Consider the following 14,219-nt stretch of genomic DNA (forward strand, 5'->3'; position numbering starts at 1 on the left):
GTCTGCGGGGAAAAGTGCTCACCGAAGTCATCGCCGCCAATGTCCACTGGCATTTGCAAGTCACTGAAAAAAGGGCCGAAAGGCCCTTTTTTCGTTCCAGCGAAAACTACTGGAAACCACCCCGCCCAGCCCTCCCTTCCGCCGAGCCCCGGACAGAAAAGACCGCCGGGTTGCCCTGGGCGGTCTTTTCAATTGGCGGTCTCGCCCATGCGCAAGGCGCAGCCGGACGCGCGACCCGAGCGGAATCGATCGGCTCGCGCGTCCCGCGCCTCACCAGTTGTAGCTCACCTTGGCCGTGATCTCGCGGCCCGGGTTGTAGTAGTCCGCGCTACCGCGACCGACCACGTGCTGCTCGTCGAACAGGTTGCTGACGTTGATGGCCAGGTCGGTGTCCTTGAGGAGCTGGTAGTTGAACGCGGCATCGAACAGGGTGGTGGCGTCGCTCTTGCCGGTGTCGTTGAAGTCGCCGAAATAGTAGGCCCCCGTATAACGGGCGCCCAGGCCGACGCTGACGTCCGTTCCCGGCACGCTGTAATAGCTCCATAGCGAAGCCGAGTGCTTGGGTGCGGAGACGAGCTGGTTGCCCTTGATCGACACGACCTCGTAACCCGTCCCGCTCCATACCTGCAGCGCACCGCGGAGTACCTCGGTGTCCATGTAGGAGTAGCCGCCGACCAGGCTCAGGTTATCCGTCAGCTCGGCCTTGACCTCCAGGTCCAGGCCTCGCACGCGCTGCGAGCCTACGGTCTGCTGGTCGATGACGCCGTTCGGCTGCACGACCGCGGTGGCGACATCGTCCTGGGTCAGTTGGTAGACGGCAGCGGAGAACAGCGCGTTCATCTCCTGCGGCGAATACTTCACACCCACTTCGTACTGGGTGCCGCGCTCCGGGGTCACGCCGACCTCGGGCGGGGAAACCGACTCCACCATGCTGACGTAGGTGGAAACCTCATCGTTGACGATATAGGTCAGCGCGCCGCGGAAAGAGTTTTCCGAGAAACTGTCCGAGGACTTGATGCCGTAGAGGTGGTCGGTTTCGGAAACGTCCATGGAGTCGTTGCGCATGCCGGCGGTGACGATGAAACGCTCGTAGAACGACAGGTTCTGCTGCAGGAACACCGACTTGATGGTGCTGTCCTGGTCCTTGTCCTGGTAGACGATGGCCGGCGAAACGCCGCGGTATACCGGGTTGGCAACGTCTATCGGGTCGGCGGAGCCGTAGACGGAGACGTTCTTGGCGGAGGAGTCGAGATATTCCACGCCGACGATGCTGCTGCTGTCGATGTTCTCGAAGCGCGCGTCGTACTGCAGCATCAGGTTGCCGTTGAACTGCTTGGCGTCGCTGTCGGAACCCAGGTAGCCACGGTCGACCAGGGTTCCGGTATGCCCGGCAGCGTCGCTGATATAGGCATAGCCGTATTCATCGCTCAGGTCGCTGTGGCGCAGGTTGCTGCGCAGGGTGAAACCGTTGTCGAAATCATGGGTGAAGTTGGCGCTGACGTTGGTGCGCTCGACATCGTGGAAGTTGTAGCTCGGCTCGCCGAAGAACTTGTCGCGGTCATACTCCCTGTCCATCGGGTAACCGCCACTGTTGGGCGTGTTGTCCTGGCGCAGGTGATCCACCACCAGGGTGGCGGAGGTATAGGCCGTCGGCGCCCAGGTCAGGCCGCCCATGAGGAAGTTGTTGTCGTCCTGGGAGTGGTCGTATTCGCGATCGCTGTCCTGGAACTTGCCGGTGAAGCGGTAGGCCAGGGTCTTGTCTTCGTTCGCATCGCCGGTATCCAGGCCGGCCTCCATGTGGTTGAACGAGCCGTAGGTCGCGTAGACCTGGCCGAACCTGCTGAAACGCGGCTGCTTGGTCACGAAGTTCACCGAGCCGCCCGGGTCGGCCGGGCCGAACAGCGTGGAGTTGGCGCCGCGCAGCACCTCGACGCGCTCATAGGCGAAAGGCTCCTCGCGCACACCGCGCATCGAGCCCAGGGTCAGGCCATCGCGGTAGGTGGTGGCCTGGAAGCCGCGAATCAGGAAGTAGTCGTTGCGGTCATCGGTGCCGTAGTAGTCGGTGATGGTCCCCGGGGTGTACTGCAGGATTTCCTCGGTCGTGCTGGCGCTGCGCTGCTCGATTTCCTTCTGGGTCACGACGGAAACCGAGGCCGGGGTGTTCTGGATGTTGGTCGCCACCTTGCCGCCGACCCACAGTTCCCGGGTCACCACCGAGGCGGCGGGGTCGTCCGCTACCGCCTGGGCGTTGACGATGACGGGAGCAAGGCGATAGGGCTCCGCGCTTGGCGCCTTCTGCAGCCCATAGCTGCCATCGGCCTGCCGAACGGCCTCCAGGCCGGTTCCGGAAAGCAGCGCGGCCAGGCCGTCCGACACCGTGTAGCTGCCTTGCAGGCCCGGGCTGGTCACGCCCTCGGCCACGCTGCCGGCACCGACCAGATACACGCCTGCCTCGCGGGAAAAACGCGTGAGCACGCTGGCCAGCGGGCCGGCGGGAATGTCGTAGCTGCGCTCGGCGCTGGCCACGACGCCGTCCCCGGCCATGGCGACCGGCGACCAGGCCGCCAGGCCCATGGCGCTGCCCGAGAGCGCCAGGTGAAGCGCCAGGGTCAGCGGGCGCAGGGCAAAAGCGTGTGCGACAACACCCGGGTGGGCAGCGCGCGGGTGACAGCGGAGGGACATGGACGGCATTCCTCTGGGGACAAGGGTTGATGAGCGAAGACCCTCAACCGCCGATGCCATACGGCCCCTCGAGGCACCGATGCGGCGATGTTTCATGTCTTCTCACTGGGTAAACCAGCGAGCGGGCGAAACCCGGAACCCTTTTTCCGATTTTTTTTTGCCCGCCTTGCTCAGTGCCGGGCTTCGATGCTCGCCCACCAGGGCAGGGGCTGTTCGATACGGATCGGCAACGCCGAGGCCAGCATGCGTAGCACGCGCTCGGAGTCCTGGATGGGGAAGTTGCCATACACCCGCAGGTCGGCCACCTCATCGGCAACGCCGAGGTGGCCGTGGCGATAGCGGCGCAGCTCCTGCACCACCTCGCGCAGGGAGATGTTGTCGGCCAGCAGCGAGCCCTGGGTCCAGGCTTCACGGGCCGCGTCGGCGGCCTGGCTGTCACCGATGTGCCCGGCGCTGAAATGCGCCTGCTGGCCGGCCTTCAGCACGCGGACGGCACCCTTGGCAGTGCGTATTTCCACAGCGCCTTCATAGACGGCCAGCCAGGTCCGCTCGCCCTCGCAGCGCACGTTGAAGCGCGTGCCCAGCGCTTGCAGGCGCCCATGCCCGGTCTCGACGTAGAAGGGGCGCGCGCCCTTGGCGGTGGCGATGAACACCTCGCCGCGCACCAGCGTGACGCGGCGAGCCCGGGCGCTGAACGCCAGGTCGATGGCACTGGCGGTGTTGAGCCAGGCGCGGGAGCCATCGGCCAGGGTTATTTCACGTTGCTCGCCAGTGGCGGTGCGGTAATCCGCGCCCCAGGCCATCAGGGCGGGCGGCAACAGCGCTTCACGCCAGCCCAGCCAGCCGCACAGGGTGCCAGTGCTGACGGCCGCCATTGCGGTCAGCAGCCGGCGACGCGATTGCATGCGTTCGGCGGCGATACCCAGCGCATCGGCGGCCAGGTGCGTGTCGGGCCGGCCGCGCAGCGGCTCGAAGTTGCGGCTGACGCCTTCGACATAACGCCAGGCCTGCTCGTGCATCTGATCCGCGCCCAGCCATGCCTGCCAGTGGGCGCGCTGCTGGGCGCTGGCCTGGCCGTCACGCAGGGTGGCGTACCAGTAGGCCGCCTGCTCCAGCACGGCGTGCGAGGGCAGGGGGCTTTCGTGACCGGGGCCCGCCATCAGTAGAGCGGCTCCTGGCGCAACGCGGCAGCCGTCTCGCCGGCGCGCAGTGTCAGGCACGCGAGCATGGCCTGGGCCACGTACTTGCGCACCATGCGCCCGGAAACCCCCAGCTGCGCGCCGACCTCGTCGTCGGTCATCTCGCACACCACGGCGAGGGTAAAGGCCCGTGCCGCCTTGGCGGACAGCGTCTGCAGCATGCAGCTGATCTCCTCCAGGGCTTGCAGCACCGCGGCCTGCCGCTCGGCGGAGGGGCACTGCTCTTCCGGCAGCGCCGCCAAGGTGTCGAGCCAGGCGCGTTCGATTTCCTGGCGCCGCCACAGGTTGATGCACAGGTTCTTGGCGGTGGTTCGCAGGTAGGCGCGCACTTCGGCCATGCTGGCGAAGCGCGGCTGGCTGGCCCCGCCGATCAGCCGCAGGAAGGTGTCGTGGGCCAGGTCCGCGGCATCGCTGGCGTGCCCCAGGCGCCTGCGCAGCCATGCCTGCAGCCAGCCGTGATGGTCGCAGTACAGCGTCTCCAGCGATGGAGGAGTGGCATAGGCAGATGAGCTCACAGACAGTCACCACGCCGCCGGGTGGTGTCCCGCGGCCATCAGAGTCTTTTGGTAAATGAGAATCGATACTAATCATCACATGGCTTGCCATTGGCCAGCAACTCGGCGCCGCTGCCGGCGCTGCTCGTATCGATGAGTCGTATAATTCCTGGGCTGTCGACAGAAGCTCCGGCCAGATCGCCTGGAAGGTCTACACTGGAGATCGGCCCGGAGGCGAGCGAGATGAAAGTCCGTATCTACCGTTATCTCCCGGAACAGGATGCAGCGCCGCGCCTGCAGGACTACACCTATGACCTGCAGCCGGGCGAGGACATGATGGTGCTCGACCTGCTGGAGCACCTGAAAACCCAGGACCAGACGCTGACCTACCGGCGCAGCTGTCGCGAAGGCGTCTGCGGCTCCGACGGCATGAACATCAACGGCGCCAACTGCCTGGCCTGCATCACCAGCGTCTCGACCTTGCTCCACGGTGGGCAGCTGCCATCCGGGCAGACGATCAGGCCGTTGCGCGGCGACGTGGACATCGTCATACGGCCATTGCCCGGCCTGCCGGTGATACGGGACCTGGTCGTCGACATGCGGACGTTCTACAGGCAGTACGAGCGGATAAAGCCCTACCTCATCAACGACCAGCCGCCACCGGCCATCGAGCGGCTGCAGTCGCCGGAGGAGCGGGCCAGGCTGGATGGCCTGTACGAGTGCATCCTGTGCGCCTGCTGCTCGACGCAGTGCCCCTCCTGGTGGTGGAACCCGGAGCGCTTCATCGGCCCGGCGGGCCTGTTGAATGCCTACCGCTTCCTCGTCGACTCCCGCGACACGGCCACCGAAGCGCGGTTGGCGGCGCTGGACGACCCGTTCAGCGTGTTTCGTTGCCGCTCGATCTACAACTGCATCGCCTTCTGCCCGAAAAAGCTCAAGCCGCGGGCGGCCATCGGGCATATCGAGAGGATGCTGCTGAAGCGCGGCACCTAGCCGCTCACGCCGGCGGCGAGTCAATCGCGGGATAGACCACCGAGCCATCCGCCTGGACGACGGCGCCGGGCGTCAGCCGGGCCGGCTCCAGGCGGCCTTCCCCCATGATGTGGAAGACCGCCTCGCCCCTGGCGATGAGGTAGTCGCTGACGATGCGGCGGTGGCAGCGCCACCACACGGCTTCCGAGCACATGATCGCGCAGCGGCGCTGGCGCCCGGCTTCCAGCAACTGCTCCAGGCCCTGCTGGAACGGCGCCGAGAGCGCGTAGTCGGCATAGTTGTGGAAGCTGCGGTTGTCCCAGAAGCCATTGACCTGCGCGGGCAGGCCCCGGGCCTTGCCGCGCAGCCCGCCGAGCGCGGCCAGGTGCTCATAGGCAATACCGCAGTCGGCCAGCGCCCCGGGAAGCGTATCGGCATTGAACTGCGGGTTGGACGCGGAGCGCGGAACCTTGCGGATGTCCACGAGCAGCCCGACGCCGGGCCCGCGCAGCAACTCGACGAAGGCCTCGAGGCTCCGGTTGGAGTGGCCGATGGTGAAGAACGGAAGCTTCACGGGCCGCCAGCATCACACAAGGGTAAGGGCGCTGCCCTTGTGCGCCGCGATGTGATCGGTCCTGTCGCTCTTGATCTCGTACTGCGGATCGTCTTCCGAGGCGTGATGGCGGTGGCCCTTGTAGTCGAAGTCGCGGGTATGGATGGCGATGATCGTCCCCGACACGCGGCCCGCCTCGGAATTCCAGCTCACATGATCGCCGATCTCGAATCTCCTGGTCATCGTGCAGGCTCCTCAGGACGTTGCGCTAACCGCTGGCGCTGCCAGCACGGACAGTCTAGCTCGCCCTGGATGCGCGAAGCCGAGCTGCGCCCGGCGGAAGTTCTTGATCCCGCTCAGGAGGCGCAACGCCCACATGGGTGTATCTTTGGACGGACGACTTGCAGCGACAGACTGCCAGCGTCCGAGGAGCCGTGCCATGTCTGAGTCGATGAGTTTCAACCGCGCGCTGGTCGAGAAGTACGATCGCCCCGGCCCGCGTTATACCTCCTATCCCACCGCGCCGCAGTTCCATGGCGCGTTCGCCGCCGACGACTATCGCCAGGCCGCCCGGTCGAGCAACCGGGCGCCGGCCAAGCCGCTGTCGGTCTACATCCACATCCCGTTCTGCAAGAGCCTCTGCTACTACTGCGCCTGCAACAAGATCATCACCCAGAAGACCCACCGCGCCGTGGAGTACCTGGACTACCTCAAGCGCGAGATCGCCATGCAGGCGGCGCTGTTCGAGGGCTCGCGCAAGCTCACCCAGCTGCACCTGGGCGGCGGTACGCCGACCTACCTGACCAGCGAACAGTTGTCGGACCTGATGGACAGCCTGCGCGAGCACTTCAACCTGGACGAGAGCGACGACCACGAGTTCTCCATCGAGGTCGACCCGCGCACCATCAGCCGCGAACGCATCGCCGAATTGCGCGCCCAGGGCTTCAACCGCCTCAGCTTCGGCGTGCAGGACTTCGACGAGAAGGTCCAGGCTGCGGTCAACCGCGTGCAGAGCGAGCAGCAGATCTTCGACCTGGTCCAGGCCGCCCGCGAGGCGCGCTTCAAGTCGGTCTCGGTGGACCTGATCTACGGCCTGCCGCTGCAGACGGTGGAGAGCTTCGACGCCACCCTGGGCAAGATCATCGCGCTGCGCCCGGACCGCATCGCCGCCTACAGCTACGCCCACCTGCCCGAGCGGGTGCGCGCGCAGCGGCTGATCCGCCGCGAGGACATGCCGCCGCCCGAGCGCAAGCTGGAGCTGCTGGAGCTGACCATCCGGCGGCTGACGGGGGAGGGCTATGCGTACATCGGCATGGACCACTTCGCGCTGCCCGACGACGAACTCACCGTGGCCCGCGCCAGGGGCACGCTGCAGCGCAACTTCCAGGGCTATTCGACGCATGCCGACTGCGACCTGATCGCCCTGGGCGTGTCGTCGATCAGCAAGGTCGGCGACACCTACGGGCAGAACGTGAAGGAGCTGTCGCAGTACTACGCGCGCCTCGACGAGGGCCTGCTGCCGGTGCACAAGGGCTACCGGCTGACCGACGACGACCGCCTGCGCCGCGAGGTGATAGGCGCGCTGATGTGCCATGGCCGCGTGGACTACGCGCCGCTGGAGGCGCGCCACGGCATCCGTTTCAGCGAGTATTTCGCAGGCTCGCTGCGGCAGTTGCGGGAGCAGGTCGACGACGGGCTGGTGGAGCTGCGCGACGACGCGCTGATCCTGCTGCCCCAGGGCCAGCTGATGATGCGCAGTGTGGCGATGGCCTTCGACGCCTACCTGGGCGGCGAGCAGCAGGAGCGTTTCTCGCGCACGATCTGAGGCGGGCCACGGCGCCGCCCTGGCCGGCGGTCTTCCTATCGTCGCCCGCCGGGGGCCCGCTGCCGAGCGGGCTCCCCGGCGGGCTTCGCGCTACTCAGTCGAGCCCGAACAGGCGCGCGGCGTTGCCATGGAAGAAGCGCTCCAGGGCGTGTTCGCTCAAGCCCAGGCGCCGGGCGTCCTCGATGCTCTGGCGAATGGGCCTGAAGGTGTAGGAGGAGCCGAACAGCAACTGGTCGGCGAGGAAGCCGTTGGCGGCCTGCACGTAGGCTTCGCTGCCGGGCAGGAACAGGTACATGTCCGGCACCAGGTGGACGTTCTCGTAGCGGAACGCCAGGCCGATGGCCTGCTGCACGTTGGGCCAGAAGCCGTGGTAGACGACGATCCGCAGGTCCGGGAAGGCCCGGGCCACCGCCGCCAGGCGGCCGGGGTCGTTGTAGGTCGGGTCGGGCGTGGTCGGCCCGCTCATCAGGAACAATGGAATGGCGCGCTTCTGCAGGTGCTCGTAGATCGGCCAGTACAGCGCGTCGTCCGGGTGCCGCGCCGGTTCGCCAAAGCCGGGCTCCAGGTCGATGCCGGCCAGGCCCAGGTCGTCGATCGCATGGTCGATCTCCGCGAGCGCGCCTTCCACACCCTGCAGCGCCGGGTCCACCGAGCCGATGCCGAGCAATTGCGCGTGGCCGTCGACGATGGCGTGGATCCGCTCGTTGGGCAGGTGCTGCGCCGGCGTGTGCCGGCCGACCACCACGGCCTTGTGCAGGCCGGCGTCGCGCACCTCGGCGAGGAAGCCTTCCTGGGTCAGCGAGCGTTCGAAGTGGGCATCGTCGCCACGAGTGCCGACGCGCCGGTTCAGCCAGCGCGCCGTGGCGTGCTCGGCCGAGCCGGGCACGGCGCCGAAGAACGGATGCAGGAAGGCCGGGCGGCAGCGCATGTCGATGATCTTCATGCGCCGTGCTCCTGTTTCCGGTCGCCGCGGGAGAGGCTTGGCTGGCGGTTGTCGCTGGAAGAGGGTGGGGCGCGGAAAGCGTCCAGACTCATGTTGCTGTCCTCGTTGGCATCGGTTGGCGCCGTTCACCTGGCAGGGAAGGGGGCCATGGGAGGTGTTCCCGAAATAAGCGGTGATGCCCCGAGGCAATCCCTGTGCCACTGGCATACCTCAGTGATTTCGGGGGTTGTGGCTTTCTGCCAGGCTTTTACTGTTGTTCTTCCAACTGTTCTGTTGGGGCGCTGTCGGCGGGCCAACAGTTGGCCCGGCCTGCCGCAAGTGATTTCAGAACGGGTGGGCGACGGCCTTGAGGAAGATGCCGATCGAGAGCCCTGAGGCTGGCAGGTGAGTCTTCAGAGGCGAATGAAGAAATTTAATCTCAGGTGTTGCCAGCCTTGTCCCATTAGTCCATAATCCCGGCCATCGAAAGCGCAGGGCGATGAAAACTCTGTGTAATCAATAGGTTAGAGCTTGAAAGAAAGCCAAGCCGAACAGAATTGCAGCGAACCGCAGCGCGGTTTGCCAGGTTAAAAGGCTGAGTAGCAGAGTGGTTATGCAGCGGATTGCAAATCCGTGAACGCCGGTTCGATTCCGACCTCAGCCTCCAACAGAAAAGCCCCGTAGATCAAGGTCTACGGGGCTTTTTCTTTGCCTGCTGTAAGCCCGGCGATTTCCACTATTTCAGAATCATTTCCACTATCCGCGCGTCAACGTGTCGGGCTGCCGGCGATGCGTCGGTATGCGAAAGAGGGCGACAAAAGGCCCGGACGGAGCCGGGCGAGGAGGGTGGCGTACTTGCCAGGGAGGTCAGGGGGGGGATTGCGAATTACAGGGAAAGTAGATATGAGTTCATCGTTGGAACCCGCCGAAATATCGCCAGGTAAGGCACCAAAATGAAATCGCCGTATACCCCGCCGCTTAGCAGCATCAAAGGATTGCCAGCCGCTCATGAGAGTCGTCCACTGTGGAAGGTTTTTTGGCTGATCTACCTTCCAGGGTTTCTACTCACGCTGTTCCTGTCGCACCTCCTCAAGGAGGGATTCTGGATGGCATGGGTCGCCTATCAAGTTTATGTAGCGAAGGCATCCCTTATTCAGATGGGGTTTGCCTTGCACCCTGGTCTTCTCTTGTCGTCCCTGATGCTCAGAGCAGCTCCATTCGCTGTTTTCTTTCCATGGATAATTAAGATCGCCTGGCGGTGCTCTAGAAATACCAGTAGGGAGATCTTTGGATATTCGGCGAGGGCTGCGGTGATACTTGGATTGCTCCTTGTCGCAGGGCGCTTTGTCTACGAGGCCAGTAGCATCATTCGGATCATCTTCCCGTAGCGTTCTGTGTGTCTTGCTGCTGGCTGGACTAGGGGATCGGTTCCTACTGATTAATCGCGAATGCAGTCGAAGCTGCGGGCCCCCGTGTCGCAATCGTTGCCACGGCCGTTCGAGCCGAGTTGCCCCTAAACCTTGGCGTCGTAGTGATAGAACAGACTGCCGCTGGCACGGTACGCCTCATCGCGTCACGACCAGTAGGGAGAAGCAGAAATGAAACGGCCGTACTCGATGGTGCGGCCTTGTCTGGGCATCGCTGTCTTCCCATGTCGCAAAAGCCGCACAGGGAATCCTGCTTCAAGAGTCAGCGCTGGGTGAAATGATCCGCTACCTGGGATCGATGCAGAAAATCAGGCCACCGGAGAGAACACGGCTTCGTCTCCTCGGACTAGGCGCTCAGCCCTTGCGGCGCACACGAAAAAGCCCCGTGGGTTCGCACCCACGGGGCTTCGGCATTCCAGTGCGGCGCTGGATTTACTTCTTGCCGCCGAGAGCGCCGCCCGCCGCGCCGCCCAGGCCGGCGCCGATGGCCGCGCCGGTGCTGCCGCCGAGCTTGTTGCCGATGAGCGAGCCACCGGCGGCGCCCAGGCCGCCACCGATGGCGGCCTTGGTCTTCCTGCCTTTCTTGGCGGTGGCCGCGCTACCTGCCGCGCCGCCGACGCCGGCGCCGATCGCGGCACCGGTGCTGCCGCCCAGTTGCTGACCGACGACGTTGCCCAGGGCGCCACCCAGGCCACCGCCGACGGCTGCCTGGGTACCGCCGCCGGCCATGGCGGCTTGGGCGAAGAGCAGGCTCAGGGCCAGGGCGGGGAGTGCTTTGCGCATATTGCTAACCTCGAGGGATGAAGGGCGGCAGGCTTGCCGCCCGGGATGGTCGATGGAGCGTCCGGATCGCAGGGCGATCCGCAATGTGAATTCGCTGGCGGTGTCAGACCGGCCGCAGCCGTTCCGGTTCCCGGGGCGGCGGAATTCTACCGGGCCCGGCGCTGCGTCGCTCGTTTCCTTGCCTGCCGGTGAATGCCGGATGCCATCCATGGTTCGTCATGGCATACTGGCACTTTGGAATTGCGCTGCTCAAGGATGAGAGATGTCGCGCTTCGAATGGCTCGTCGTGGCCGCCGCCTGCCTTTTCATCGCCTGCTATCTGGCGGCCTATCTGCTGCTCCCATACGAAAACATCGCGCCCGGCTGGCTGCCGCTGCGCTAGGCCGCGCCGTCTAGAGTGAAGGGAAAGCCCGATCGCGGAGGGGCCCGGCATGGCTGGCGTGAATCGGCGGTTGCTCTGGCACGGCTTGCTGCTGCTGTTGCTCGGCCTGCTCACCGGGCTGGTCGAGGCGCAGCTGAGCAATCCGCGCATGGCCCTGGCGGCCCACCTGGAGGGCATCCTCAATGGCCTGCTGTTGCTGGCGTTGGGGGCGATCTGGGGTGAGGTGGCGCTGTCGCGCAGGTGGCAGGGTGTCACTTTCTGCGCATTGCTCTACGGCGCCTATGCCAATTGGGCCTTCACCTTGCTCGCCGCGGTTTTCGGCACCGCGGCCATGTCGCCCGTCACCGCCGCGGGGCATAGCGGGGAGCCCTGGCAGGAGCTGCTGGTGACCCTTGGTTTCGTCAGCGTCGGCCTGGCGATCATCGTCGCCATCGGACTGCTGCTCTGGGGATTGCGCGGCAGGGTGGCGCGCTGAGAAGGGCGAGTGGCTGGCCGTCGCGTCCCTGCTCGGCCGGCCATGTCCTCAGCAAGAGGGCCAGGCATATTGCCATTACGCGACAGCGAAATAAACATACATCCTCGATTGCATGTATGCGAATCGCTCATACCTTGAGCTGATGCAAGTTTTCACTCGAACGATGGATAGCGGAAAGGAAAAAGCCCCGCGGCGAGGCGAGGCTTCTTCGTACTACCGATGGGGGCTGGTCCGTCAGCCTTCATGCAGTATAGAAGCGTGATGTTGCTTTGATATTGCAGGCGGTCGAGCGATACGCTCTTTCGTCAGCCAGCCCGCAGGGCAGGGGCTGTCTGCGGGCTGGCCAGCATGGAAGGTGGCAGCGTCCCGTCCAGGGTGGCGATCACGGTCGCTCCGTCGCGGGCCCGCAGCAGGTTGCGAACCACGCCGACGCGCTGGCGGCTCAGGGGCAGGCGGGTTTCCGTGCCGTCGATGCCGACGCTGGCCGAATAGGCGTCCCAGCGCAGGTTGCTGACCAGGCTGCGGCGTACCAGGTGGCTGCGATGGATGCGGATGAACTCCTCCGCGAACTCGATTTCCAGGGCCTTCAGGGTGGCGTCGAAATGGATGCGTCCCTTGGCGGTGAAGGCCGTCACATACTTTTCTTCCGCGCTGAAATGCGTGATGTCCTTGGTTTCGATGACGACCAGGGACCTGCCCACGCGGGTGGCAATACGTTGCCTCATCGGACCTCTCCTGTTTGGCGTTTCGTGATCCACTGAACGTCAAAGTCTTGTACCGATGATGGCTCTGTGCTGGCTTTTCGATAGTTATGTGATTGGGTTCACGCTGTTCGGCTGTCCAGGGAAGGTGGCGGAAGAAAAAGCGGCCGCATCCGGGGTAATGCGGCCCAAGACGGAGTCGGCTTCCCTTCCGCCCCGTGGGTGGGCAGCTTATGCGACAGGGGGGGATGGCAAAAAGCCGGTAATTCCGACTAGTCCCTTGTGCAGGGCGCTCGGAAAGAAGGGAATCGGCTGTGCCATCAAGCGCTTACGCCCGTGGTCCCGGCTTTACCGCAACGAGTCGACTCGGTATAGTCTCGGCCCTTCCACATTGCCCGGTGGCCGCGCTCTTCCGGCCTCGGCAATGCCCGCCCGGCTCGGATGGTGAAATTGGTAGACACAGCGCACTTAAAATGCGCCGGCCTCACGGTCTTGCGGGTTCGAGTCCCGCTCCGAGCACCAGAATCCCCCCCTCTGCATTCCCAGCTTCCCGATTCGGCAGCGTGACAATCGGCCGCGCCGCCGATGCCTGCCGCCGCGTCATCCGCCGGCTTGCGCACGGGGCCTGCGCTTGACCATTGGTCAGAATGCAACTCGCTGAAATCTTTGAGAAATATTGTTGTCCTAGGGTGCTCGCACTTTGTCATGAGGACCTGACGTGCAACGTGCAGCCCGCAACATCCGCAAGGTGCTGGACTCGGTAGCCAGCAACAACGAAGCCACTGCCATCGAAGTGATGCGCGCCGTGGAGCAAGTGCCCGACGAACTGCTGCGCCAGCGGTTGCTCAAGGCCATCCACCACCTGAACCAGGATGCAGCCGAATTGCGCGCCCTGCGCGACGAGGTCACCGGCGCGGACATTCGCCTGGCCTGAGGCCGGGTAGCCGGGGGAGCCGGCCTGCTCCGGGGCTGTCCAGCCTCGCCCGTCGGGCGAGAAAGCCGGGGCAGGGGCCTGTGCGGGGTTTCCGAAAAGCCTGAATGACGGCGGCCTGCTGCCGCCTCAGCGATGACTCCACGTTAGCCAGCCGGCATGGCGCCTGCGCGGGGCCGCCTGCGGCTGCGCCTGGGGCGCCGGCGCCTCGTGGGAGTGGGCCTGGGCCTCGCTGCGCGAATGCAGCCGGGCCCGGCGCATGGGCACGCGCAGGAAGGCCCACAGGGTGACGCCCGCCAGCAGCAGCCAGCCGAAAATCATGAGTGTGACGAACGTGCCAGGATTCATGCTGAAACTCCTCGCCCCCACACGAAGGATAGACCACGCCGGCGCGCTTGCCGGTGGCTGTCAATGGAGTAGGGAATGGCTTGCCGGGTTCACATTGTTTCTGGTATCTGTATGTATGTACAGTATTCCGAGGATGCCCCGTCATGTCTCACACCGCTTTCCTTCCTGCCGCCGCCGATCCGTCGGCGTTCCTTCAGGCGCAGCCGCGGTCGCTGGATGACCTGCTCGAGCTGCACACCCCCCATACCTACATAGTCCGCGCACATGGCGATGGTATGACCGGCGCCGGCATCCACGACAACGACCTGCTGGTGGTGGACCGCGCCTGCCTGGCCAGCTCCGGCGAGGTGGTGGTGGCCGCGGTGAACGGCGAGCCGCTGATCCGCCGCCTGGACATCATCGATGGCGGCTACGCGCTGCTGCCGGCCAACGACCGCTACCCGCCGATCCGCATCGGCGAGGGCGACGAGCTGGCGATCTGGGGCGTGGTGCGCTGGAACCTGCACCGCCTGGCCAGCTGAGCCA

At 65.2% G+C, this 14,219-nt stretch carries 14 protein-coding genes and 2 tRNA genes; 7 read left to right on the forward strand and 9 right to left on the reverse strand.

Annotation, left to right across the window (positions count from 1 at the left end):
- Positions 1-270: 270 nt before the first annotated feature.
- From IG194_RS27735 to IG194_RS27745, 3 genes are all read right to left on the reverse strand, one after another.
- On the reverse strand, positions 271-2,574 hold the full coding sequence (locus IG194_RS27735; RefSeq protein ID WP_225617242.1) for a TonB-dependent siderophore receptor: 2,304 nt from the start codon (positions 2,572-2,574) through the stop codon (positions 271-273).
- 278 nt (positions 2,575-2,852) lie between these two features.
- Positions 2,853-3,842 (reverse strand): FecR domain-containing protein, encoded by a 990-nt coding sequence (locus IG194_RS27740; RefSeq protein ID WP_058489391.1) that lies wholly within the window; start codon positions 3,840-3,842, stop codon positions 2,853-2,855.
- On the reverse strand, positions 3,842-4,396 hold the full coding sequence (locus tag IG194_RS27745; protein ID WP_009619857.1) for a sigma-70 family RNA polymerase sigma factor: 555 nt from the start codon (positions 4,394-4,396) through the stop codon (positions 3,842-3,844). The genes IG194_RS27740 and IG194_RS27745 overlap by 1 nt, the downstream gene beginning before the upstream one ends.
- 222 nt (positions 4,397-4,618) lie before the next feature.
- On the opposite strand from IG194_RS27745, the gene IG194_RS27750 reads away from it, so the two are divergent.
- Complete coding sequence (locus IG194_RS27750; RefSeq protein WP_058489392.1) at positions 4,619-5,368, forward strand: succinate dehydrogenase iron-sulfur subunit; 750 nt, start codon at positions 4,619-4,621, stop codon at positions 5,366-5,368.
- A 4-nt stretch (positions 5,369-5,372) separates the two neighbouring features.
- Here the strand turns inward: IG194_RS27750 and IG194_RS27755 are convergent, their stop codons facing one another.
- Together IG194_RS27755 and IG194_RS27760 are read right to left on the reverse strand one after the other, a co-directional pair.
- Positions 5,373-5,921: a DUF488 family protein gene (locus tag IG194_RS27755; protein WP_058489393.1), complete on the reverse strand. Its 549-nt coding sequence runs from the start codon at positions 5,919-5,921 to the stop codon at positions 5,373-5,375.
- 12 nt (positions 5,922-5,933) lie between these two features.
- A complete protein-coding gene (locus IG194_RS27760) occupies positions 5,934-6,143 on the reverse strand; it encodes a DUF2945 domain-containing protein (protein WP_009619863.1) in 210 nt (69 codons plus the stop codon).
- Between the two features lie 196 nt (positions 6,144-6,339).
- Between IG194_RS27760 and hemN the strand changes: the two genes are divergently transcribed.
- Entirely contained in the window at positions 6,340-7,725 is a 1,386-nt protein-coding gene (gene hemN / locus IG194_RS27765; protein WP_009619865.1) for an oxygen-independent coproporphyrinogen III oxidase, read from the forward strand.
- A gap of 94 nt (positions 7,726-7,819) precedes the next feature.
- Here hemN and IG194_RS27770 read toward each other — a convergent pair whose 3' ends face one another.
- On the reverse strand, positions 7,820-8,668 hold the full coding sequence (locus IG194_RS27770; protein ID WP_043317100.1) for an amidohydrolase family protein: 849 nt from the start codon (positions 8,666-8,668) through the stop codon (positions 7,820-7,822).
- Positions 8,669-9,240: 572 nt separating this feature from the next.
- Between IG194_RS27770 and IG194_RS27775 the strand changes: the two genes are divergently transcribed.
- Positions 9,241-9,314: transfer RNA gene (locus IG194_RS27775), tRNA-Cys, on the forward strand.
- A gap of 1,192 nt (positions 9,315-10,506) precedes the next feature.
- On the opposite strand, the gene IG194_RS27780 is transcribed toward IG194_RS27775, so the two are convergent.
- Positions 10,507-10,857, reverse strand: coding sequence for a hypothetical protein (locus tag IG194_RS27780; protein ID WP_009619928.1), 351 nt, complete (start codon positions 10,855-10,857; stop codon positions 10,507-10,509).
- 431 nt (positions 10,858-11,288) lie between these two features.
- Between IG194_RS27780 and IG194_RS27785 the strand changes: the two genes are divergently transcribed.
- A complete protein-coding gene (locus IG194_RS27785; protein ID WP_058489395.1) occupies positions 11,289-11,714 on the forward strand; it encodes a hypothetical protein in 426 nt (141 codons plus the stop codon).
- A 305-nt stretch (positions 11,715-12,019) separates the two neighbouring features.
- Here the strand turns inward: IG194_RS27785 and IG194_RS27790 are convergent, their stop codons facing one another.
- Positions 12,020-12,439 carry a LytR/AlgR family response regulator transcription factor gene (locus tag IG194_RS27790; protein WP_058489396.1) on the reverse strand — a complete coding sequence of 140 codons (420 nt, stop codon included), beginning with the start codon at positions 12,437-12,439 and terminating at the stop codon, positions 12,020-12,022.
- 411 nt (positions 12,440-12,850) lie between these two features.
- Between IG194_RS27790 and IG194_RS27795 the strand changes: the two genes are divergently transcribed.
- Positions 12,851-12,937, forward strand: a tRNA-Leu gene (locus tag IG194_RS27795).
- A gap of 196 nt (positions 12,938-13,133) precedes the next feature.
- Complete coding sequence (locus IG194_RS27800; protein ID WP_009619935.1) at positions 13,134-13,349, forward strand: hypothetical protein; 216 nt, start codon at positions 13,134-13,136, stop codon at positions 13,347-13,349.
- 126 nt (positions 13,350-13,475) lie between these two features.
- Here IG194_RS27800 and IG194_RS27805 read toward each other — a convergent pair whose 3' ends face one another.
- Positions 13,476-13,694, reverse strand: a complete 219-nt coding sequence (locus IG194_RS27805; RefSeq protein ID WP_043273722.1) for a hypothetical protein — start codon at positions 13,692-13,694, stop codon at positions 13,476-13,478.
- A gap of 143 nt (positions 13,695-13,837) precedes the next feature.
- Between IG194_RS27805 and IG194_RS27810 the strand changes: the two genes are divergently transcribed.
- Complete coding sequence (locus IG194_RS27810; RefSeq protein WP_064582945.1) at positions 13,838-14,215, forward strand: LexA family protein; 378 nt, start codon at positions 13,838-13,840, stop codon at positions 14,213-14,215.
- Positions 14,216-14,219: the final 4 nt, after the last annotated feature.

The organism is Pseudomonas sp. ADPe (genome assembly GCF_014843515.1).
Lineage (GTDB): Bacteria > Pseudomonadota > Gammaproteobacteria > Pseudomonadales > Pseudomonadaceae > Pseudomonas > Pseudomonas citronellolis.